Raw genomic sequence first — 22,973 nt, forward strand, 5'->3', positions numbered from 1 at the left:
TTGATTTCATTATTTTTTTGAATCAGAATCTGAGCTAATTATCGGTTTAACAGTAAGCCATATCGTAAGATATGGCTTTTTTTTGCGCTATATCGCGTTCAACGATGATTACCGTGTTTCCCTATTAAAATAAATAATCTGCCTCAAAAATGAAGCATACTGGCATACAGTCAACATCTTTACAAAAATATGAATCAATTGCATGGTCAATAAAGTACTTTTACTTAAATATTTATTCGACAAAACATGAAAAAAATAACAATTAAAAATACAGATCTGGACATTGCACTGATCAATTTTGGAGGTAATGTTTTTGGATGGACTTTGGATGAAAAGGAATCGTTTGACATTTTAGATGCTTTTGTTGCGGAAGGTTTCAATTTTGTAGATACCGCAGATACGTATTCTTGGTGGGTAAATGGAGTAGGAGGCCAATCTGAAACGATCATCGGGAAATGGATGAAAAACCGGAATAACAGGGAGAAAATGGTCATTGCGACAAAAGTTGGGTCGGAGACGAAAGAGCATGGTTTTGACATCAGCAAAAGACATATTCTGAAATCTGTCGATGAGTCTTTACAGCGTTTAGGTACTGATTATATCGATTTATATTATACACATTTTGACGATAAAATAACCCCTATCGAGGAGACATTATCAGCTTACGATGAAATTATAAAAGCGGGTAAGCTACGTTATATCGCTGCCTCAAACCTTTCACCAGAACGATTAAGAGCATCCTTTGAAGTTGCTGAGAAAAACAATCTTCCGAAATACGTTGCGCTACAGCCGCACTATAATTTGATGGAACGGAGCTCCTTTGAAAATGATTATGCGCCATTAGTCGAGCAATATCAGTTGAGTACTTTTCCTTATTGGTCTTTGGCAGCTGGTTTTTTAACTGGAAAATATAGAACTGAATCCGACCTGAGCAAGAGTGCTCGTGGGGAAGGTGTGCGTAAATATTTAAATGCAACTGGTCTGAATGTGCTAACGGCTCTTGATACAATAGCATTGAAATATGATACCCAACCCGCTACAGTAGCCTTAGCATGGTTGCTAGCCAATCCATTAATTACAGCTCCTATTGTTAGTGCAACGAGTAAAAATCAATTAAAAACACTGTTTGATGCACCTAAGATTTGTTTAGACCATGAAGATCTCAATCTATTGAATGAAGTTGGCCAATAAGGCATGTTTTGATCGAAATGGTAGTAATCACCGGTAAATAGGGGCAAATCATGGTTATGAACAGGGGATCACATTTCGTTTGTTTATTTTTAATTAAATTGGAGCAAATGTGATTGATAATACCTGGAATAATATGAAAATAATATTAATCGTGCTGCTTGGTGTAATTGCTTTAATAATGATTTATCTAGGATTTAGATCAGATTTATTGCCGCCTATATTAACAGGAGTAGGCTTTTTCATCATAGCAACCTTATTTATCATTGGCGTGAAGAAATAGCTTCACGCCAATTTTGTCATGTATCCCACACAAATATATGGCTCAGTAGTAGGTATCTGTACGATCATCACTCCTGATTTTGCTAGATTTTTTTACTCAGCCTAAAACTCATTATATTGATGATGAATTATAGCAGATTTAAAGAGGATGCGATACGGCATGCTGCTATAGAGTTTGTGACACGGAGTTTTTCAAGTATATTTTGACGGTGTCGATTGACTGTATTAATACTGATGGAGAGAACATGGGCTATTTCCTTACTTCTTTTACCAAGTTTGATCAAGCGAAGAATTTCGATTTCGCGCTTAGATAGCAAATTATTACTTTCCTGATTTTCAGATTGAATGATCTGTCCAGTGACACTATTCACAATACAACCCTCGTAGGCTTCTGTATTTTCAGAGAAATGAGCAAAATTGTATAAACAGAGTGCTAACCAAATACTGCCATTGGGTGAATTACGTACATAATACATACGATGGGATATCCAGCTATATTGATTTTCATGATTGTACATTCTGATTTTACTGATCACATGATAATTATGCCGCTCCGTTAGTGGGACATGTTTTAGAAAATGAAAATATTGCAATTCCAGCATATGCTTTTTTATTAGATCGTCCGGATGAATAAGATTAAAAATAGCATCTTCCCAGATGGAATCAATCTCTACATTATGATCAGATATTCCCAATGTTTTGGCAAGACCACCTGCATAGATATAGCTTTTATTATTCTTAAGATCGCTTAAAACTGCTATAGCATTTTCGATGTGGGCATAAAATTGTGCGATATATCGGTATTGCTCCAGCTGTTTGGAGGGATCCACTTCTTGATCAAATACCTGCTTTAAAAGCTTTTCATTAAGAATTCCAGCAATATTATTCATTTCGTAAAAATGGTTATTTATCAGTATTGACAATCTTTATGTGCACGTATACCTTTGCTAAAGTAAAAAATTATAAGATTATTTGGATAAACTGATGAAGAAATTAATATTGGTCATCGTGACTATACTTTGGCAACAGTGGACAGTGGCACAAAATCTAACTAAAATGCAATGGTTTAATGAGCCAGCAAAGTGGGAAATAAAAGATCAGGCGCTCCATATGTTTGTCACACCACAGAGTGATTATTGGAGGATTTCACATTATGGTTTTACCGTTGATGATGCGCCATTTTATTATGGTACCTATGGTGGAGAATTTGAAACTAAAGTCAAAATTTCTGCTGACTACAAAGCTAGATTTGATCAGATGGGACTGATGCTGCGCATCGATAAAGAGAATTATATTAAAGCTGGAATCGAATTTGTCGACGGAAAATATAATTTAAGTACAGTAGTAACGCATCGTACGAGCGATTGGAGTATCATTAGTCTTGAAAATGCGGTACCGTATGTTTGGATAAAAGCTGTAAGACGCTTAGATGCTGTAGAGATCTTTTATTCATTTGATGACAAAAAATATACCTTAATGCGTAATGCTTATCTGCAAGATAATACACCGGTAATGGTTGGTTTGATGGCTGCATGTCCAGATGGTAATGGGTTTGATGCAACATTTGAAAACTTTTCTGTAAAACACCTAGCCGATCAAAGACGTCTTGAATGGTTAAAAAATCATGCCGACTAATAATCAATGCAACCGGCCAAAATAATGGTGTAAGGACGTGGTAAAAGAATAGAAACTATACCTAACACGCATTAAATATTAAATCCTAATGCCTAAATCGGATCATAGCCTTTATGGAAGCTATATCCGATTTTTTTATTTTCAGGATTAGTTTTTGGTGAGCTCATCGAACAATAGATCGTGTTTGTGGAGCAACTTTGCTCTTGATAAACAGGAATACAGGATGTTATCAGTAGGTTTATAAAATATTTCTATAAAATCTACTTAGTTAGTAGACTTTGTAAAATTTATTTTTATATTTGCCTTATCGTTACTCAATTGGCGTTGGCAAACGAATCCTAAATCAATATTTACTATTTAACAAAGTTTATGAAAAACTACCTCACTAACCTAACGAAACAAGCTGTATTCTTGACGGATTACGTTTCTCTTTATTGTCTTTCCTTTCGGATGCGAATGTGTATCTAATTTCTCAAAATCTTATTAAAAAAAATAGGGGAAGTTTTGACACTTCCCCACGTTTGCATATCATGAACAACAAGTCTTCAATTGGCGTTGGCACTTGTTAGTATTCACTACAAAACACTGTAAAACTATGAAAAAATTAGGAGTACTTCGGTATTCTATCTATATTTTCTTCTTTTTATATAGCATAAATAAGCTTTATGCTCAAGAAGATCCCAAACCGATCATCAATGCCTCCTTAATAGGAACAGTTATAGATGCTTCCAATAAACAACCTATAGCGGGAGTGACCGTACAACTGGAAGCTGTGACACACAGTGTCAAAACGGATGGGCATGGTCGATTTCAATTTGTGACTGGTCAAAAGCTTCCTTTCACGCTGATTATATCTTTTGTTGGCTACGAAAAGAAAAGAATTGTTGTCAATACTTCACCTGTAGTAATCGAACTAAGCCCTACTACGGAAAATATAGATGAGGTCGTTGTCGTCGGTTATGGTACACAGAGACGTCGAGATCTCACGGGCGCTGTTGCATCCTTAAATGAATCCTTACTGAAACAAAATGTATCCTCTTTAGATCAAACTTTGAAAGGAGGAATATCTGGTGTGCAGGTGACACAGACCTCAGGACAGCCGGGTGGTGGTGTCAGTATTCGTATTCGTGGGGGAGCATCTATTCAAGGTGGAAATGAACCTTTGTATGTTATTGACGGATTTCCGATATATAATCAAACTGAAAGTACGGGAGTAGGGAGTGGTACACCCGTCAATCCCTTGGCGAGTATCAATCCGAGTGATGTTGAAAGCATTGAAGTATTAAAAGATGCCGCTGCAACTGCGATCTATGGCTCACGCGGCGCGAACGGTGTTATATTAGTCACCACCAAAAAGGGTAAAGCGGGCCGTGTACAATTAAATTATGATGGTAGCATTGGTAAGCAGCAAGTATTAAAAAAAATCGAGGTGCTGAATGCTCCAGATTTTGCGATCCTGCGCAATGAGGTCTTATATGACGCTTATCCTAATCTGGGAAAATTTCAATATCTAAGTCAAGATAAAATCGACCAATTGGGAGCTGGAACAAACTGGCAAGAAGAAGCTTTTCAAACTGGAAAAATAAACAATCATCAACTATCCCTATCTGGTGGAGCTGAACAAATACAGTACTTTATCGGCGCCAATTATTTTGATCAGGAAGGCATCATTAAAAATACTGATTTTAAACGTATAGGGTTCCGTTCTAATATCAATGCGAACCCCTTTAAACGCTTAAACGTTGGAGCCAATTTCTCTATAAATAGGACGACATCGCAAATCGCACCATCTGGAATAGTCAATGCATTATTGATCATGCCCCCTACAGCAACGGTATACGATGCCGATGGATCGTACACGCTAAGAAATCCATTTGAAAATATTTTTGCAAATCCAATTGCCACACTAAAGGAAACCACTAATACTTCAAATGCATTACGCATTTTAGGAACTTCCTTTGCCCAATATGATATTATAAAAGGGCTGCAGGCTAAAGTACTGCTTGGAGTGGATCTAAATAATAGAAAAGATAAGTTTTACCTGCCTTCTTATATTTATGAAGGATCTGGCAATAATGGAAAAGCAAATTTAGGATACCTGGAAAACTATTCTTGGTTGAATGAAAATACGCTAAATTATACCGCTACAATTCAAAAGCATCATGTAAATGCTATAGTTGGATTTACACAGCAAGAAGCAAAAAATGAGATTTTCAATGCAGGTGCTGAGAACTTCGTGACGGACGATCTTTTGTACAATAGCTTACAAAGTGGAGCAACCCTTGTGCGTCCTAACTCAGATGCTTATTCCTGGGTGCTGCATTCTTATTTGGCGCGTGTCAATTATAACTATGCAAATAAATACTACCTATCTGCTAGTATCCGTCGTGATGGTAGTTCTAGATTTGGGTCGGATAACAAGTGGGGTGATTTCCCTTCTCTAGCTTTGTCTTGGAGAGTAAGTAATGAAAGATTCTTTAAAGAAGCGTTACCTGCAGTCAATGATTTAAAGATCAGAACTAGTTTTGGAACAACAGGTAATCAGGAGATCGGTCAGTACCAATCTCTGTCAACCTTATATAACCTGAACTATCTATTGGGCAATAAAATAGTTACGGGTTTTGCTTCACAGCGTATCCCAAATAAAAATCTAGGATGGGAAACTACTTATCAATATGATGGTGGTTTTGACATAGCCTTTCTTAACAATAGGTTACAATTTACATTAGATTACTACTATAAAAAGACAACTGATTTATTGCTCAATGTGGAAATTCCCTGGACCTCAGGTTATGCTTCTTCTTTACAGAATTTTGGTTCAGTTTCGAATAAAGGATTTGAATTGGGCCTGAAAACCAAAAATTTAAATGGAAATTTTGTCTGGAATACTGATTTAAACTTCTCATTTAATCGGAATAAGGTATTGACTATCGGTACTGGCGCAAAGTCTTATATTTCCGGAAATTACATCATTAAAGTGGGCGAACCTCTCGGTACTTTTTACGGTACGCAGACCAGTGGAATTTTGCAAAAGGGAGAGGAATCAACTCAAGGTCTATTTACGGGCAATGCTGTACCTAAAGCCGGAGATCGTCTTTATAAAGATATTGACGGTGATGGTAAATTTACGACGGCCAATGATCGTACTATCATTGGCAATGCACAGCCAGATTTTATTTTTGGACTTACCAATACGTTGTCTTATCGTGGATTTGATCTTACTTTTTTGCTCCAAGGAACAGTTGGAAATGACCTGCTCAACATCAACCGTCAAAACTTAGAAATGTTTACGGGTCAACAAAATGCGTCAATAGATGCGATGGAGAGATGGACAGAAACAAACCCAAGTCAAAGTTATCCTAGAGCGAAGTTGGACCCTGCTCCAATTTTTTCCGATCAATTTGTTGAGAATGGCTCCTTTGTGAGATTAAAGTCCCTTCAATTGGGCTACACCGTTCCTAAACAACTATTGACTGCTGCTGGCATTTCTAATTTGAATGTCTACCTATCGGGACAAAATTTGTTGACTTGGAGTAAGTATAAAGGGTTTGATCCAGAAGTAACGTCTGGCAGCAATGTACAAATTGGAACGGATTCGGGTATTTATCCCGCTTCACGCTCACTAACTGTAGGTCTTTCTTTAACATTTTAAACAGGAGATACTCATGAAAATTACATATTTATTATTTGCGGGTACGTTATTATTCGGGTTCGTGTCTTGCTCAAAATTAGATGAAAAGCCGGAAAGCCTATTGGTTTCAGAACAATTTTACCTCAATGAAAATCAAGCGATTTCTGCTGTAAACGGAACTTATCGAAAATTATATGAAAGTGGACAGTCCATTTATAACAGTCTTTTTCAGATCGGGGTGGAGATGGCGACAGATGATTACGAGGCTGGACCAAGAGCTCGTAATGCGCATGTAAGGGCTATCAGCAACTTGACACATGATGCTTCCAATGACCGTATGGAACAATTGTGGAAGCAGAGTTATGATGCAATAAATGCTTCAAATCAAAATATTGAATACATCGGCTTGATTGCACCTGCAAAGATCAATGAAACGATCCGCCAACGTCTAATCAATGAAGCTAAATTTTTAAGGGCATTACACTATTTTAATTTAGTTCGTTGGTTTGGACCAGTTCCTTTGGTTCTCAAACCAGTAACATCACTTAGCTCAGAAGATCTCTACGTAGCTAAGGCATCTGAAAACGAGGTCTATAGTCAAATTATTGCTGATCTTAAAGATGCAGAAAATCTACCAAATTATAAATCATACGGCGACAACGACAAAGGAAGAGCCTCATCGGGCGCTGCGAAAAGTATATTGGCAAAAGTATATTTGACGCAACAAGACTGGTCCAACGCGAAGTTAACAGCACAGGTTGTGATTGATAAAGAGGGATATGATCTGTTTTCTGAATTTACTGATGTATTCGATATAGACAAGAAAAATGGTATTGAACATATATTTTCTGCACAGTTTAAAGGGAATAGCGGTTATCAGGGCAATTCACTTGCCAGCAGATCAGCACCTGCGGATATCCCGGGTATCAACGGCGATTACGCGGATGCTTGGCATGCAGAAGGGGGCTTATATAGTGCTTTTTCCGCACAGGATAAGCGTTTAAAAACCACCTTTACAAATGGAATGGTTTCTCCGGTGGATGGTAAATACTATGCACTGGCAAAACCACAATTCAATAAATATTATGACGAGAGCGTCGTGGGCAATCAAAGTCAGTCCTCAAAGAACTTACCCATTATCCGGTATGCTGAAGTGTTGCTGATATTGGCAGAAGCTGAAAATGAGCTTAATGGCCCCACTTCATTAGCTCAGACTGCTATCAACAAAGTAAGAGTACGAGCTGCAATCGGTGATATTGATAAAAATTTAAACAAAGATAATTTCAGAGAAGCCGTATTTGAAGAGAGAAGGAAGGAGTTAACATTTGAGTATCAAAGATGGTTTGATCTCGTTCGCCGAGGAGCGACCTATTATGTTGCAAAACTAAAAGCGGCAGGTAAAGTCAATGCGGCTCCAAGACATATTCATTTTCCCACGCCACAACGGGAACTGAATTTAAATCCAAATCTTAAACAGCATCCAGATTGGGTTAATAATTAAAACCATTCACTGTCATTAAAAATCTTATATAATGAAAAGAAATTATAATTTATTGACGCTCATATTCATTTTTTGCAGCATAGTAGGCTGGGCGCAGGATAAGCGTCCAAATGTGATCTTGATCTTGGTCGATGATCTTGGTTTTTCAGATATTGAACCCTATGGCGCTTCTGATATTCATACTCCGAATCTAAAAGAATTGGCGTCCCAAGGAACTCGTTTTCAGGAGTTCTACAATAACTCGATATGCGCTCCTACAAGAGCATCTTTATTGACAGGGCAATACGCCCACAAGGCAGGACTAGGTTACTTCAATGTAAACCTAGGACTCCCTGCTTATCAAGGATTTTTGAATAAAGAATCGCCGACTTTAGCAGAAGTCTTGAAAAAGGCCGGCTATTCCACTATGATATCCGGCAAATGGCATGTTGGTGACGATTATGACCAGTGGCCAGCACAACGTGGATTTGAACGGTCGTTCAATTTTGTAGGAGGAGCGTCTAATTTTTATGAAATCAACGATTCTACTCAAGCGACAGTTCCTTTGTACAAGAATAATAAACCCTTCTATTTACCTAAGGATCGGTATCTGACCGATGAAATTACCGATCAGGCTATTGGTTTTTTGAAAGAGCAGCATCAAGATAAAAAGCCATTCTTTCTGTACTTAGCATTTAATGCACCTCACTGGCCTCTACAGGCACCAGAGGAAGAAACACAAAAATATCAAGGAACTTATAACTTGGGCTGGGACAGTTTACGTATTAAACGTTATGAAAATGCTGTTGAACAAGGGGTATTCCCTGCAGGCCAAGCAATAACTGCTCCAGACACGTTGATTCAAGAATGGAAAAAGTTAACCTATGATGAGCAACAATATTGGCAAAGGAGGCAACAGGTATTTGCCGGGATGATTGATCGGGTGGACCAAAGTATTGGTAAGATCCGCCAAACACTAAAGGAGCTGAAAGTCGACGATAATACCCTGATTATATTTATGTCTGACAACGGTGCACAAGGGGGTGATCGTGCGCGAATTTATACCGCTAGAAATTCGGGACCGGTAGGCTCTGCAGGTTCCTATGATGTGCAAAACAGCAATTGGTCCCAAACGGGTAATGCACCATTAAGAAGTTATAAGGACAATCCTTATGAAGGAGGCATCGGTGCTCCTTTTATCGTCTGGTATCCCAAGGAAGTAAAGGCCAACACGATTAAAAAAGGAACTGGACATCTCATTGATATTGCTCCAACGCTATATGATTATGCGCAGGCTAAATATCCAAACAGCAATTATGATGTCGCAACTCATACACTTCCGGGTGTCAGTCTTAGAAAACTGTTACATACTGATCTGGTACAGGTAGAGCGTAATCAAGCCTTATTTTGGGAACGTGCCGGTAACCGAGCTGTTCGCTACGGAAAGTGGAAATTGGTTTCAATCTATCGAAATGGTAATAAAGCTGAGTTATATGACATCGACACGGATCGAGCAGAGAATCATAATCTCGCAGCACAATATCCTCAAGTGGTAGCACAGCTAGAAGAATTGTACAAGGAATGGGCAAAGGACAATGACGTTGTAAACTACGATCGCATCAAAATACAATCCTCATTTCGTTAACATTTAAAATTTACATCAACATGAAAAGAATATTTTCCATATTATATTTATCGATGGGTCTAACGGCTCTAGGTATGGCGCAACAGAGCAAACCTAATATTGTCTTGATTTTAGCCGATGACCTCGGTTATTCGGATCTCGGTGCTTATGGAGGTGAGATTGAAACCCCAAACTTAGATCGGCTTGCTTCTGAAGGCGTGCGGTTGCGCCAGTTTTATAATAATTCCATTTGCGCTCCAACACGTGCGTCTTTATTGACAGGGCAGTATCAACATCGAGCAGGTGTGGGCTATTTTTCTAATGATCTTGGACTGCCCGCATATCAGGGCTACATCAATCAAGAATCTTTAACCCTTGCCGAAGTACTAAAAGAGAACGGTTATCATACCATGACTTCGGGCAAATGGCATGTATCTGGAAAAGGAAAAAGTCTTCCTTGGCAACGCGGTTTTGATCTTGTATTTCCAAAGGAAGAAAAGAGTTCAGATTCAGGTGCACCGGGTTTTAAAGGAGAAACAGATGCACAAGGATATCCACTTCCTGAAAACTATGCGACTAATGTAATCAATCAACATGCTTTATCTTTTTTGGATCAAGTAAAAGATGATAAGAAACCCTTTTTTCTCTACTTAGCTCATACAGCTCCACACTGGCCACTTGTAGCGCTACCTCAGGATATTGCAAAATATAAGGGAAAATACGATAAAGGCTGGGAAGCAATTCGCCAAGAGAGATTTAAACGTCAGAAGGAGTTGGGATTAATAAGCCCGAATATTAAGTTATCAGTACGTGACGAAGATATTTATGATTGGGACCGACTAGCCTTTGATCAACGTCAATTGTGGGCAAGGAAAATGGAAATATATGCTGCAATGGTAGACCGCTTAGATCAGAGTATTGGTCAGCTCATACAAAAATTGAAAGACAATGGACAATTGGATAATACCTTAATTGTATTTTTATCTGATAATGGCGCACCAGCTGAAGATTTGGTGAAATGGCATCATGGCGCAAGAGTAAACTCAGGCCCTGTTGGTACGACTGGGTCATATGAGTCTCAAAGTAAAAACTGGTCATATGCTTCTAATACACCTTATAGAGCCTTTAAAGACTACACCTATGAAGGTGGTATCAATACGCCGTTTATTGCTTGGTTTCCAAATCGTATTCGAGCCAATACCATTAAGGATGGGGAAGGACATATTATTGATTTAGCGCCGACACTCTACGCTCTAGCAGGAGCAAAATACCCCCAGACGTATAAAGGGATCAAACCGAATGACTTGAAAGGAAAAAATCTGTTACCGGTTATTTTTGGAGATGAAAATCAAATTGACAGACCTGAAGGACTTTTCTGGGAGCGTGCAGGAAATCGTGCTGCTCGTATCGGTAAATGGAAATTGGTCTCGACTTGGCCTTCCTATAAATGGGAACTGTATAATTTAGAAAACGACCCTACTGAAATAAAAGATGTTGCTAGCCAAAATCATGATGTGGTATCCCAATTATCTCAAGCTTATTTCAACTGGGCTAAAATTAACGGTGTCGTTGATTTCGCCCAACTTGAAGATCGAGAACCCTTATCAATGAAAGAGTTTCGAAAAAGTAAAACACAAGAAATAGCAGCACCTGCGTTCCGTTTCTAATGAAGTATATATGGGCTAGCGTTTAGAAGAAATAGGGATTGCATATTGAGATATAATTGGACATTAAAAGGGATCAAACAAATGAAAAAACAAATCATATTCATCTTAGTTTTATTGCTCACTACAACGGTTGACAGCATAGGACAAAATCAATCATCTGTAGTAGAAAAGGAGAGGGTTGAACAAAAAGACTTTCGAACACAAGCCGCATTGTTTCATAAAAAATTAATCGAGCAGCGTCATTCACAGATTTTAGACGCAAGATCTCAAGAAGAATTTAATCAAGCACATTTACCACAAGCTATCCAGATTGATCCTGCTGTCGAAGGTTATGAACAGCAATTGGATAAATTAATCAAAAGTCAACCCGTCTTTATCTATTCTATACAAACGGGGCGTTCTACAAAAATCGCCAATTTACTCGCAGAACGTGGATTTACAAAGATCTATGTTTTGTCACCAGGTATTTCAGCTTGGATTGGAGCAGGATAACCAGTAGAGGTATCTGCTCAAAATAAAAATAGGATCCTACTGGATGATTTTAAAACAGCATTGAAATCTCAGGAATATGTTTTGGTTGACTTTGGATCAAACTATTGCCCGCCTTGTAAAAAAGTACTGCCGGTATTGGATTCGCTCAACAGCAGATCAAATCACAATATCAAGACAATTTTAATAGAAATAGATGCAAATCCTGACATCATAAAAGATTTTAAGATCACTTCTATCCCTACCTTAATCCTTTACAAGAATGGAGAGCCTATCTGGAAAAAAGTCGGTGTACCAACTGTAACAAAGATCTTGTCGGAGATTGGCATCTAAGAGTAATGAATTACTGTAGGTAATCTACACATTTAAATGTTAACCTATCCCATATAATTGATGGGTTAGCATTTAATCTTCACATCTCACTTTTTGTCCTGATCTAGTTTGATATAAAATAGATTATTAGGTTATTAAACTTTTGCTCATTAATCTAGTCAAAGATGTTACTTCAATAAATGCAATTGGAGATCTATTTAATAAATGCAGTGTCCGATTATACGATTGAGGTTTAGTATGATATGAAGTGAAAATAGTGATATTTAAATAGGGAGTATGCTTGTTAATGGTAATTTGGCTCGATATTTGAAGAATAATAAACAATCAAAACAATATATATATGATAAAAAGAGAAAGAACAAGAAAATCAAAAATTGAACAAAACCCATACATGTACTACATGACGAACTGGGGATTTATGGAAACGGAGATTAAAGAAGATCGTCCCGTAGCATTGAAGAAAGAAAACGACAAGCTTGAGAAATAATTCTCAACGCTTTTAAAACCACAAATTAGACACTTGCTTTTCCTAAACAGAAAGCATTTTGTGTTTATAGACCTTTCCCACTTTTATTTAATTATTTCAAGTATGTCAATGTCTAGTCAGAGTTGTTCATGTGTCTACATGTAAAAGCCGCTATAAAGATCAATTTATAGCGGCTTTTTATTTTTAGAACAATTTTGACTATTTCTTTGGTTCTAATCCTTTGGTCAGATCTTTTGCATGTTTTACTTTTTTATCTAATAATCCGAGCGCAATGACATCAGCCATTTCTGTTACATAGTGAAACTTCATGTCTTTGATGTAACTTTCTTTGATCTCTTCAATATCCTTTTGATTGGATTTACATAAAATAATCTCCTTAATATTTGCACGCTTAGCTGCCAATATTTTTTCTTTGATACCACCTACAGGAAGTACTTTTCCACGTAAGGTAATCTCACCTGTCATGGCTAAGTTTTCTTTCACTTTGCGCTGTGTGAATAGAGATGTCAATGCAGTCAACATCGTAACACCTGCCGAAGGTCCATCTTTTGGAGTAGCTCCTGCCGGTACATGAATATGTACATCCCAGTGATCAAATACCCGATAATCAATATTGAATTCTTCAGCATGTGAACGTAAATATGCCATAGCAATGGAAGCTGATTCTTTCATGACATCACCTAAGTTACCAGTTAAACTCATTTTTCCTTTTCCTGGGCTCAAACTTGATTCAATAAATAAAATATCGCCACCAACCGAGGTCCAAGCTAATCCGGTCACCACACCTGCCACTTCATTGTTTTCATAGCTATCTTTATCGAAAATAGGAGCCCCTAAAATTTCGACAAGATCCTTCTCATTGATATTGACATTATATTCTTTCTCCATTACAATACGAGTTGCAATACCACGTACGGTCGAACCTATTTTTTTCTCTAATCCACGGACACCAGACTCACGAGTATATTCTTCAATTATTCTTTCGATAATTTTAGGTTTCAGCGTTATATCTTTGGCTGTTAGACCGTGCGCTTCACGTTGTTTCGGAATGAGATGTTTTTTAGCAATCTCAATTTTTTCTTCGATTGTATAGCCATTGACTTCAATAATCTCCATACGATCCAGTAGCGCTGGTTGTATATTATTTAAGGAGTTTGCAGTAGCAATAAACATCACTTTAGACAAATCATACTCCATCTCTACGTAATGATCATAGAAGCTTGTGTTTTGTTCTGGATCTAATACTTCTAGAAGAGCTGAAGATGGATCGCCCTTAAAGTCTGCACTCATCTTGTCGATTTCGTCGAGGACAAAAACAGGGTTAGCAGCTCCGGCTTTTTTCAAAGACTGGATAATACGGCCTGGCATGGCACCAATATAGGTCTTGCGATGACCTCTTATTTCTGCCTCATCACGTACGCCTCCAAGTGCCATTCTTGTATATTTACGTCCCAAGGCCTTTGCAATCGACTTACCTAAAGATGTTTTACCGACTCCGGGAGGGCCTACCAAACATAAAATTGGGGCTTTCATATTGTTCTTTAATTTCAATACTGCCAAATACTCAATAATACGTTGTTTAACTTTATCCAATCCGTAATGGTCTTTGTCCAACACTTTTTGTGCTCTAGTTAGATCAAAATTATCTTTTGTAAACTCATTCCAAGGTAGGTCGAGCAATAATTCCAAATAATTGATCTGAACAGAATAGTCTGCTGCTGCAGGATTGATACGCGCTAATTTTTCGATTTCTTTTTCAAAATGTTTCGCTACAACATCATTCCATTTTTTCTTTGATGCTCTTTTTTTCAATTCAATAATTTCCAGATCAGGAGAATTACCACCCAATTCTTCTTGAATTGTTTTTAATTGTTGATTTAAGAAATAATCCCGTTGTTGTTTGTCCAGATCAATTCTTACTTTATTTTGGATTTGATTTTTCAATTCTAAAATCTGAATCTCAGAAGTCAACAATTCTAATAAAAGACGTGCTTTCTCATCTGCATTTAACAACTCTAACAATTGTTGCTTTTGAATCAAGTCAACATTGATATTCGAAGAGATAAAATTAATTAAGAAAGTAGGGCTTTCAATGTTTTTTATAGCAATACCAGCTTCACTTGGCAAGTTGGGCGATAATTGAATAATTTGAAGCGCCATTTCCTTTAAAGTCGCAATCAGAGCTTTGAACTCTTTAGTTGCTTTAGGTTTTTCTTCCTTATATTTCTCGACGTTTGCTTTAAGATATGGTTCTGTTTGAACGGCTTCAATTAATTTGAACCGTTGTTTACCCTGCAAGATAACCGTTGTGTTTCCATCAGGCATTTGCAGCACCTTAATGATATGTGCTACGGTACCTACTTGATAGAGTTCATCAATAGTTGGGTCTTCCATAGACATATCTTTTTGGGCAACAACTCCTATTGTTTTATCTCCTTGATAAGCATCTTTAACTAATTTGATGGATTTGTCACGTCCCACAGTTATCGGAATAACAACACCAGGAAATAAAACGGTATTGCGAAGAGATAAAATGGATAACGACTCAGGAATTTCGGCATTGCGCATGTCATCTTCGTCTTGTTGACTTAATAATGGAAAGAATTCGGTATCTTCAGATATAATGGGAATCGCCTGATTGAAATCAAATGTTTCGAATTTGCTCATATTATGTTAAGGTATATTTTTATTTTATGTCAGTTTATGACAACATGTCGTAAAACTGATAAAAAGTTATTTTAAAATTGTTATTGTAGGGTATTGCAAGTAAGATGCCAACCTATTATTTGAAAACTAATGATTCAATATTGCAGTGCATTAAGCAAAAAAGGCAGTCTATGGACTCCATAATGTCAGATTATTTAATTTAAATATTGTGTAAATAGGCATAATAATTGTAATATTGATGCAGGAATAGCGTTGTAAGTGGGAGCGTAATGGAAAAGGTTTTCAAAAATTACAGTAAACGCTTGAATATGAATTAAATACTTTAAAATGAAACGTAATTATTTAAATATGAATCTTAAATCAGTTAAATTAGGCTTATTTACTGGTGCATTTGCTTTGATGTCTCTTTCATCATATGCACAGACAGCAAAACAAGAGGAACACTCCAATCCAAATGTTCGTTTAGGGCAAAAAGCACTATTAGACGGTGATTTTAAAAATGCTGCTGTCTACTTAGAAAAGTCATTACCTGCAGAGAGTAAAGATCCAGATGTATTATATATGTTGGGTTACTCTCAATTTCAAAATGGCGACTTCAAAAAAGCAGCAGAATCTTTTGGAAAAGTTGTTACGTTGGACAGTAAAAATGCAAATGGTTACTACTTTAAAGGAAAAGCTAATAATAATTTAGCAACTCAAACGTCAACAAAATTGAACAGTTCAGCACGTGAGTCGCTATTGAAGATTGCTATCGAAGATTATTCTAAAGCAATCGCTTTGAATGCAAATGATGTTAAATTATACCAAAACAGAGCATTAGCATACCGTGACTATGGAATTTTGGTAGGTACAGCGGGAGTGGCTAATTACAATAAAGCTGTAGCGACTGACGCTTACAATAATGCAGTAAAAGATTACGAAAAAGTATTGACTTTCGATGCTTCTCGTAAAGATATTCAAACGGAGATTAAAAAAGCTAAAATCTACCGTGATAACTTGAAATAGTATTTTCAAAACAGTAAAAAGCACTTTATGACTAAAAAACATAAAGTGCTTTTTTATTTTACATTCCTGCCATTAGGAGAGGTGATCGTTCATTAATGTGCTTTTAACTGACCAGTAATCTTATATTGACTTCTACCCAAGATGAGTATATCTTGATCTTTTTCAATCTCATATAAGGAATCTACGTCGTAAATAAGTTTTTCATTACTCGAATATAAACTATTATCAACTTTTCGTTTGATAACAACTTGTTGAATCTTTCCTTTTAAATCATGCTCTACAGCTAAGTACTGAATTGCTAAACGATGATCCTTAGCTTGATAGATCGTTTTGCAATCTACTTCTTTAAAATCGTAGAGGTTTGGATCTGCATCTTTGGTAATATCAGCGGCAATAAATCCACTTAATTCGGTGTGCCAGTTTGGAATCTTTACAGATTTAGTTTCACTGTCCTCATCTTTAGCTACTGTCTTGACGACAGTGGGATCTAATTTTGTTAACTTTTCAATTTCAGCATTAAAAAATGAGTCCAAAGAAAGTGTGGATCCTTTGGCATGTTGGACCGATTTTTCGTTGCTACAGGACCAAAATAACAACACACTCCCTATAAATAGCAAGAGTGTGTTGTTGATATGTTTATTTTTCATATTAGTCTTCTACCAATACTTGACCATCCATTTGTAAAGGGATCTCAACTTTCAATAATTTCAATATAGTAGGTGCTATATCACCTAATTTTCCATCTTTTACTTTTTTATAATCTTTATCAATCAAGATGCATGGAACCAAATTCGTTGTATGTGCAGTATTGACCGAGCCATCTGCATTGAGCATAAACTCAGAGTTACCGTGATCGGCAATAATGATAAAAGAATAACCGTATTGTAATCCCTTTTCTACGACTTGTTTAGTACAATTGTCAACGGTCTCTACGGCTTTGACAACGGCATCGAACACACCTGTATGCCCAACCATATCTGGATTAGCAAAATTTAAACAAATAAAGTCCGGTTGTGCTTCTTCCATATCTTTTACGATAGCATCGGTAATGCCTTGGGCAGACATCTCAGGTTGCAAGTCATAGGTCGCTACCTTTGGCGAAGGGATTAATAAACGACGTTCACCATCAAATTCTTGTTCACGTCCTCCTGAAAAGAAGAAAGTAACGTGCGGATATTTTTCTGTCTCGGCAATACGTACCTGTGTTTTATGATTTGCAGCCAATACTTCACCAAGTGTATTGGTTAAATTGTCTTTGTTAAAAATAACCTTTACATTTTTAAACGACTCGTCATATGCGGTCATCGTGACATAGTACAGGTCAAGTGGCTTTAAATCATACTCTGGAAATGCTTTCTGTGTTAAAGCTACTGTAATCTCACGTCCACGATCTGTTCTAAAGTTGTAACAGATCACGACATCACCATCCTGAATGGTTGCCATAGGTTGACCTGCAGCATTGGTTAATACAAGAGGTTGAACAAATTCATCTGTCACTTCTTGATCATATGAATGTTGTATAGACTCCAAGATGTCTTTGGTTGCCGTACCTGTACCATGTACCATTAGATCGTAAGCCAACTTCACACGTTCCCAACGATTGTCACGATCCATGGCATAATAACGTCCAATAGCGGATGCTAGCGTACCTACAGATTGTGGTAAGAAATCTTGCAATGCTTTAACATAAGTAATTCCAGAGTTTGGATCAGTGTCACGACCATCTAGAAATGCATGAATAAAGACTTGGTCTGAATGTAACCCAGCATATTTAGCGGCGTCACATAGACCTCGCAGATGGCTCGTGTGTGCATGAACGCCACCGTCTGAAAGCAATCCTATTAAATGTACTTTTTTATTATTGTTCAAGGCATATTTAAAAGCATCTTGAATGGTTGTATCGGTATTGAATACACCATCTCGAACTGCTTTGTGAATGCGACCTAGTTCTTGATAGACAACACGGCCAGCGCCTAAGTTCATATGTCCTACTTCAGAGTTACCCATCTGACCTTCAGGCAAACCAACAGCTTCACCTGAAGCTTCAAGTTTTGAGTTTGGATAGTTTGCTTTTAAATAATCGAGATAGGGCGTATGAGCTGCAAATGCAGCATCAGATTGATCTTCTTTTCCGTATCCTAATCCGTCTAGGATTAATAGTGCTACTTTTTTTTCCATAATGATATAAGCAAATATAATTTAAAACAAGTGATATTTCAAGGCTATACGTGCGGTATTAGAAAATTAATGTTTTTTCAATGTAAATTTCCGTAGATTTGGCATTGTTTATGTAACTCATCTACTAAAATCACAACAGTTTAGTCTACCAGCAATAACTATTTAAGTAAGTTCCTGGACTACATCAGGTTTAATTATCTACATTAATGAAAAGAATTATATTTTTTATTAGTATTTTCATGTGCATGGGCGTGTGCGTATTTGCTAATCATATGAGAGGAAATAATGCTATTTTATGTTATCAGTCATTTATGATGACACCTAACATGGCGGACATGAATGATACCCTTCTGATCGAACTTAAAACTGGAAATGCGAAGAATATAGCACGATTTTTCGCGTCAAATATAACATTGTCAATTTTGAATGAAGATGGTCTTTATTCAAAATTTCAAGCCGAAATGCTGTTACAAGGTTTTTTCTCTAAAAATAAACCTAGTGCAGTAAAATTACTACAGAAAATTACAAATAAAACCAATTATAGTTACTACGTCTACCAGCTTTCAAGTAACAAAAATTTATTTCGAGTTTTTATTAAAATCAATTTATCAAAAAGTGGGCAGACAATCGAAGAATTTAGAGTTGAAAAACAGGCCTCTAAATAATATTTCGAAATTATTTTCTTGAATAAAATTTAAATTTCCATCTTCGCTACATTATTAGTGACAACTCAAGATGGAAAAAAGAGAATATATTAAAAAATTTGTTCACGATGCAATACTAGAAGATGTTGGCGATGGCGATCATACAACACTTTCAACTATTCCAAAGGATAAAATTGGTGAAGCCAAATTAATTGTCAAGGAAGATGGTATTTTAGCAGGTGTAGAGGTTGCTTTAGAAATTATCGAGCAAATTGACCCGACGCTTACTTGTGAAGTCCTTATCCAAGATGGAAGTGCTGTACAAGTAGGTGATATCGCCTTATTCTTAAAAGGAAAGATCCATAGTATTTTAATTGCAGAACGTTTGATCTTAAATGTGATGCAGCGTATGAGCGGAATAGCTACGACTACTCACCGTTATGCCAAGTTGTTGGCAGGTACAAAAACGAAAATATTAGATACTCGTAAAACAACTCCCTTACTTCGTTTGTTAGAAAAAGAAGCAGTCAAAATTGGAGGGGGAACCAATCACCGTTTTGGTCTGTACGATATGATTTTGATTAAAGACAATCATGTGGATTACAGCGGAAGTGTAACACAGGCTTTAGCTAGCGCTAATGCTTACAGAGCGACCTTGAATAAGCCTATTGAAATCGAAATTGAAGTTAGAAATTTTGATGAACTAGCTGAAGTTATTACCTTTGGACATGTTGATCGCATCATGCTGGATAATTTCAGCCCTGCGGATGTAAAGAAAGCAGTCGATATCATTGCCGAAAGATTTGTTACTGAGGCTTCTGGTGGAATTACAGAAGAAACGCTTCAAGCATATGCAGCAGCAGGGGTAGATTACATTTCAGCAGGAGCTTTGACACATTCTGTCAAAAGTTTGGATTTAAGTTTAAAAGCCAAATTAATTTAGGATTTAACAATAATTAATGATTTCTATTTATTTAGTAAGTGCAGTATTACTAGCTTATTTATTTGGATCAATCCCTACTGCGGTATGGTTTGGACAAGCATTTTATGGTGTTGACGTAAGAGAATACGGTAGTGGAAATGCTGGAGCAACTAATACTTTTCGTGTTTTAGGGCCCAAAGCAGGTGCTGTAGTGATGTTTGTTGATATTTTTAAAGGGTTTACATCTACGAATTTAGCTTATCTAATAGAAGCTGGTCAGAGCACCAGTAATGTACAATTTGTCAACTATCAGTTGGCGTTAGGGGTAATCGCTGTCTTGGGTCATTTATTTCCAGTATTTGCTGGATTTAGGGGAGGGAAAGGAGTTGCCACTTTATTTGGTATGATACTCGCTATTCATGCGCCAGCCGCATTACTTTGTGTGAGCATATTTATTATTATTTTATTGACCACACATTATGTCTCGTTAAGTTCGATTATGGCTGGTTTCACTTTTCCATTCAGTATCGCATTCTTATTTAAAACATCTATTCCATCAGTTTTACTCTATGGTATCGCGATCTGTGCGCTGATTTTAATCACCCATCAAAAGAACATCGAGCGTTTGCTGAAAGGACACGAATCTAAAGTTTACCTTTTTAAAAGGAAAAAGAATATTTAGGCATAGGAATTGCATTAGTTACTTTATAATGCAATGTCTAACAATTAACATATGAAAAAGGTTTTTAAATATACTAGTATGCTCTTAATAGGAGCTACTTTAGCTTCATGCTCTACTGTTCCGATCACAGGGCGTAAACAATTAAGTTTAGTCAGTGATAGTCAGATTCAAGAGCAAGCGGCATCTTCTTATAAGCAATTTTTAAATTCCTCAAAAACAAAAGTAATTACAGGTACTAGTCAAGCCACATTAGTTAAAAAAGTTGGCAACAAGTTGGCTATAGCAGTCAATCAGTACCTGACCCAACAGGGGATAGCAGATCAGTTTAATTTCAATTGGGAGTTTAACTTGGTACAGAGTGATGAGATCAATGCTTGGTGTATGCCTGGTGGAAAAGTAGCTATTTATACCGGTATTCTTCCAGTTACACAAAATGAAACAGGTCTTGCGACTGTGATGGGACACGAAATCGCGCATGCGATCGCTCGTCACTCAATGGAGCAAATGTCCAGACAATATGCAACACAGGCATTAGGAAATGTCATTGGAGTCGCAACATCAGGAACAAGTTATGCTGGTGTTATTAATAGTGCATATGGCATCGGTGGCCAGCTGACTTCTCTGAAGTATTCTCGCGGAAATGAATCGGAAGCTGATCATATGGGGCTTGTCATCATGGCCATGGCGGGTTATAATCCAAGTGAAGCTGTCAAATTTTGGGAACGTATGGCAACCGGTGGATCAAAAGGAACACCAGAGTTTCTAAGTACACACCCAAGTGATGCTAGACGTATCAGTGACATTCAAAAGATGCTACCAGAGGCATTAAAATATTACAAAAAATAACACTTTAAAAGTACTAATATAAAAAAGAGGTTTACGAACCTCTTTTTTTGTGGCGTTCGAGCTGCTTATACCTTGATGCTTGGCTTAATTATTGTCAACTTTCATTGATTCATATTAAAATATAAAATTATGGGAATGACTGATTTAATAACAGGTGGCCTTGGAAATAAAATGGCCGCAGGATTGTCTAAAAAGTTGGGGATTGACTCCACTAAAGCAACTTGGATCTTAGCAATAGCAGTTCCTCTAATTGCGGGGGCAATTAAATATAACCAAAGTAAAGGAGATGCCAATCATGTAAATGGTTTTGCCGAAGCGTTGGACACCAAACATGATGGAGCAATCTTAGATCATGTCGATGAAGTCATCGAACAGGGACCTACAGAAGATGGCAATAAGATCGTACAGCACATCTTTGGCAGTAATGCTGAATATGTAAGCTCAAATCTGGCTACGAAAAGTGGATTTAGCTCTGCGCAGATCACAGGAGTATTGGCTACTTTGGCACCGATCGTGATGGGGTACTTAGGTAAAGAAAAGGCAAATCATGCACAAAGTGGTAACAGTAATCCGTTAGGAGATCTATTAGGTGGGTTTTTAGGTGGAAATTCTAACGCTGGAGGTGGAATAGGGAGTATAATAGGAAATATATTTGGAGGGGATGAAAAAGCAGAAGGTGCAACAGTTTCATCCGGTGGAGGATTGACCGATAAGATCACTGATTTTTTTGACAAAAATAAAGATGGTAGTGCCATTGATGATATCGTTGGTATGTTCACCAAAAAATAAGCGAACGATAAAAAACGTTTTGCTGTTCCAATTGTTATTTTAGTAAAGATCAAAATATACGATTATGGATAATAGGAATAAATATGATTCTGCTACTGTTGCTTTAGAAAAATTGAAAGAGGCTGGTTATGTGATTGATTATAATATAGAGTTAGAACCTTTAATTGCTAATCCATCCAATTATAAGATTGACTATGTATACCGTTATGAAGGAGATTCAAATCCTGATGATGAAAATACGGTCTATGGTATTGCAGAAAAGAATAGTTTAAATAAAGGTGTCTTTGTGATCGGCAATCTATCCTTTGTAGAAGGGAAAATTCGAGATGTTATTATTAATCTAGAAATTGCCCATAAGCAAGAAATATAAAAATAGGGGCCTAGGCCTCTATTTTTATATTCATACAAGTCACCAATCCGTATA

20 protein-coding genes are annotated in these 22,973 nt (G+C 37.0%); 16 read left to right on the forward strand and 4 right to left on the reverse strand.

Annotated elements, in window-relative coordinates:
* The first annotated feature begins 246 nt into the window (after window positions 1–246).
* Window positions 247–1,191: an aldo/keto reductase gene (locus B3P23_RS10750; RefSeq protein WP_293925828.1), complete on the forward strand. Its 945-nt coding sequence runs from the start codon at window positions 247–249 to the stop codon at window positions 1,189–1,191.
* Between the two features lie 407 nt (window positions 1,192–1,598).
* Here the strand turns inward: B3P23_RS10750 and B3P23_RS10755 are convergent, their stop codons facing one another.
* Entirely contained in the window at window positions 1,599–2,360 is a 762-nt protein-coding gene (locus tag B3P23_RS10755; protein ID WP_293925829.1) for a response regulator transcription factor, read from the reverse strand.
* Between the two features lie 94 nt (window positions 2,361–2,454).
* Here B3P23_RS10755 and B3P23_RS10760 point away from each other — a divergent pair, with 94 nt between their 5' ends.
* The 8 genes from B3P23_RS10760 to B3P23_RS10795 all read left to right on the forward strand — a co-directional run bounded on the left by B3P23_RS10760 (window position 2,455) and on the right by B3P23_RS10795 (window position 12,816).
* Entirely contained in the window at window positions 2,455–3,105 is a 651-nt protein-coding gene (locus B3P23_RS10760) for a DUF1349 domain-containing protein (protein WP_094772156.1), read from the forward strand.
* Window positions 3,106–3,700: 595 nt separating this feature from the next.
* Window positions 3,701–6,757, forward strand: coding sequence for a SusC/RagA family TonB-linked outer membrane protein (locus B3P23_RS10765; RefSeq protein ID WP_293925830.1), 3,057 nt, complete (start codon window positions 3,701–3,703; stop codon window positions 6,755–6,757).
* Between the two features lie 13 nt (window positions 6,758–6,770).
* The gene (locus B3P23_RS10770) at window positions 6,771–8,237 is read left to right on the forward strand and encodes a RagB/SusD family nutrient uptake outer membrane protein (protein ID WP_293925831.1); all 1,467 of its coding nucleotides are present in this window, start codon (window positions 6,771–6,773) and stop codon (window positions 8,235–8,237) included.
* A gap of 31 nt (window positions 8,238–8,268) precedes the next feature.
* Entirely contained in the window at window positions 8,269–9,861 is a 1,593-nt protein-coding gene (locus B3P23_RS10775; protein WP_293925832.1) for an arylsulfatase, read from the forward strand.
* 20 nt (window positions 9,862–9,881) lie between these two features.
* Window positions 9,882–11,507, forward strand: a complete 1,626-nt coding sequence (locus B3P23_RS10780) for an arylsulfatase (RefSeq protein ID WP_293925833.1) — start codon at window positions 9,882–9,884, stop codon at window positions 11,505–11,507.
* An 81-nt stretch (window positions 11,508–11,588) separates the two neighbouring features.
* Window positions 11,589–11,999: a rhodanese-like domain-containing protein gene (locus B3P23_RS10785; RefSeq protein WP_293925834.1), complete on the forward strand. Its 411-nt coding sequence runs from the start codon at window positions 11,589–11,591 to the stop codon at window positions 11,997–11,999.
* Window positions 12,000–12,038: 39 nt separating this feature from the next.
* Window positions 12,039–12,329, forward strand: a complete 291-nt coding sequence (locus tag B3P23_RS10790; protein ID WP_293925924.1) for a thioredoxin family protein — start codon at window positions 12,039–12,041, stop codon at window positions 12,327–12,329.
* A 340-nt stretch (window positions 12,330–12,669) separates the two neighbouring features.
* Window positions 12,670–12,816, forward strand: coding sequence for a hypothetical protein (locus tag B3P23_RS10795; protein ID WP_021190220.1), 147 nt, complete (start codon window positions 12,670–12,672; stop codon window positions 12,814–12,816).
* A 198-nt stretch (window positions 12,817–13,014) separates the two neighbouring features.
* Here the strand turns inward: B3P23_RS10795 and lon are convergent, their stop codons facing one another.
* Complete coding sequence (lon, locus tag B3P23_RS10800) at window positions 13,015–15,483, reverse strand: endopeptidase La (protein ID WP_293925837.1); 2,469 nt, start codon at window positions 15,481–15,483, stop codon at window positions 13,015–13,017.
* A 348-nt stretch (window positions 15,484–15,831) separates the two neighbouring features.
* Here lon and B3P23_RS10805 point away from each other — a divergent pair, with 348 nt between their 5' ends.
* Window positions 15,832–16,488 (forward strand): tetratricopeptide repeat protein, encoded by a 657-nt coding sequence (locus tag B3P23_RS10805; protein ID WP_260949492.1) that lies wholly within the window; start codon window positions 15,832–15,834, stop codon window positions 16,486–16,488.
* A 92-nt stretch (window positions 16,489–16,580) separates the two neighbouring features.
* Here B3P23_RS10805 and B3P23_RS10810 read toward each other — a convergent pair whose 3' ends face one another.
* Window positions 16,581–17,135: a hypothetical protein gene (locus B3P23_RS10810; RefSeq protein ID WP_293925838.1), complete on the reverse strand. Its 555-nt coding sequence runs from the start codon at window positions 17,133–17,135 to the stop codon at window positions 16,581–16,583.
* Between the two features lies 1 nt (window position 17,136).
* Window positions 17,137–18,669: a 2,3-bisphosphoglycerate-independent phosphoglycerate mutase gene (gpmI, locus tag B3P23_RS10815; protein WP_248755933.1), complete on the reverse strand. Its 1,533-nt coding sequence runs from the start codon at window positions 18,667–18,669 to the stop codon at window positions 17,137–17,139.
* 269 nt (window positions 18,670–18,938) lie between these two features.
* On the opposite strand from gpmI, the gene B3P23_RS10820 reads away from it, so the two are divergent.
* The 6 genes from B3P23_RS10820 to B3P23_RS10845 all read left to right on the forward strand — a co-directional run bounded on the left by B3P23_RS10820 (window position 18,939) and on the right by B3P23_RS10845 (window position 22,919).
* Window positions 18,939–19,331, forward strand: coding sequence for a DUF4783 domain-containing protein (locus B3P23_RS10820; RefSeq protein WP_052627516.1), 393 nt, complete (start codon window positions 18,939–18,941; stop codon window positions 19,329–19,331).
* 70 nt (window positions 19,332–19,401) lie between these two features.
* Entirely contained in the window at window positions 19,402–20,253 is an 852-nt protein-coding gene (nadC, locus tag B3P23_RS10825; protein WP_045753073.1) for a carboxylating nicotinate-nucleotide diphosphorylase, read from the forward strand.
* 16 nt (window positions 20,254–20,269) lie between these two features.
* Entirely contained in the window at window positions 20,270–20,914 is a 645-nt protein-coding gene (plsY, locus tag B3P23_RS10830; RefSeq protein ID WP_045753072.1) for a glycerol-3-phosphate 1-O-acyltransferase PlsY, read from the forward strand.
* A gap of 51 nt (window positions 20,915–20,965) precedes the next feature.
* A complete protein-coding gene (locus B3P23_RS10835) occupies window positions 20,966–21,760 on the forward strand; it encodes a M48 family metallopeptidase (RefSeq protein ID WP_045753071.1) in 795 nt (264 codons plus the stop codon).
* Window positions 21,761–21,895: 135 nt separating this feature from the next.
* On the forward strand, window positions 21,896–22,549 hold the full coding sequence (locus B3P23_RS10840) for a DUF937 domain-containing protein (protein ID WP_293925842.1): 654 nt from the start codon (window positions 21,896–21,898) through the stop codon (window positions 22,547–22,549).
* A gap of 64 nt (window positions 22,550–22,613) precedes the next feature.
* The gene (locus tag B3P23_RS10845; RefSeq protein ID WP_045753069.1) at window positions 22,614–22,919 is read left to right on the forward strand and encodes a hypothetical protein; all 306 of its coding nucleotides are present in this window, start codon (window positions 22,614–22,616) and stop codon (window positions 22,917–22,919) included.
* The last annotated feature ends 54 nt before the right edge of the window (window positions 22,920–22,973 follow it).

The sequence above is a fragment of the Sphingobacterium sp. UBA6320 genome (genome assembly GCF_002440335.1).
Lineage (GTDB): Bacteria > Bacteroidota > Bacteroidia > Sphingobacteriales > Sphingobacteriaceae > Sphingobacterium.

Coding starts and splice junctions, on each gene's coding strand:
- B3P23_RS10750 (WP_293925828.1), top strand. CDS start 247: ATGAAAAAAATAACAATTAAAAATACAGATCTGGACATTGCACTGATC.
- B3P23_RS10755 (WP_293925829.1), bottom strand. CDS start 2,360: ATGAATAATATTGCTGGAATTCTTAATGAAAAGCTTTTAAAGCAGGTA.
- B3P23_RS10760 (WP_094772156.1), top strand. CDS start 2,455: ATGAAGAAATTAATATTGGTCATCGTGACTATACTTTGGCAACAGTGG.
- B3P23_RS10765 (WP_293925830.1), top strand. CDS start 3,701: ATGAAAAAATTAGGAGTACTTCGGTATTCTATCTATATTTTCTTCTTT.
- B3P23_RS10770 (WP_293925831.1), top strand. CDS start 6,771: ATGAAAATTACATATTTATTATTTGCGGGTACGTTATTATTCGGGTTC.
- B3P23_RS10775 (WP_293925832.1), top strand. CDS start 8,269: ATGAAAAGAAATTATAATTTATTGACGCTCATATTCATTTTTTGCAGC.
- B3P23_RS10780 (WP_293925833.1), top strand. CDS start 9,882: ATGAAAAGAATATTTTCCATATTATATTTATCGATGGGTCTAACGGCT.
- B3P23_RS10785 (WP_293925834.1), top strand. CDS start 11,589: ATGAAAAAACAAATCATATTCATCTTAGTTTTATTGCTCACTACAACG.
- B3P23_RS10795 (WP_021190220.1), top strand. CDS start 12,670: ATGATAAAAAGAGAAAGAACAAGAAAATCAAAAATTGAACAAAACCCA.
- lon (WP_293925837.1), bottom strand. CDS start 15,483: ATGAGCAAATTCGAAACATTTGATTTCAATCAGGCGATTCCCATTATA.
- B3P23_RS10805 (WP_260949492.1), top strand. CDS start 15,832: ATGAATCTTAAATCAGTTAAATTAGGCTTATTTACTGGTGCATTTGCT.
- B3P23_RS10810 (WP_293925838.1), bottom strand. CDS start 17,135: ATGAAAAATAAACATATCAACAACACACTCTTGCTATTTATAGGGAGT.
- B3P23_RS10820 (WP_052627516.1), top strand. CDS start 18,939: ATGAGAGGAAATAATGCTATTTTATGTTATCAGTCATTTATGATGACA.
- nadC (WP_045753073.1), top strand. CDS start 19,402: ATGGAAAAAAGAGAATATATTAAAAAATTTGTTCACGATGCAATACTA.
- plsY (WP_045753072.1), top strand. CDS start 20,270: ATGATTTCTATTTATTTAGTAAGTGCAGTATTACTAGCTTATTTATTT.
- B3P23_RS10835 (WP_045753071.1), top strand. CDS start 20,966: ATGAAAAAGGTTTTTAAATATACTAGTATGCTCTTAATAGGAGCTACT.
- B3P23_RS10840 (WP_293925842.1), top strand. CDS start 21,896: ATGACTGATTTAATAACAGGTGGCCTTGGAAATAAAATGGCCGCAGGA.
- B3P23_RS10845 (WP_045753069.1), top strand. CDS start 22,614: ATGGATAATAGGAATAAATATGATTCTGCTACTGTTGCTTTAGAAAAA.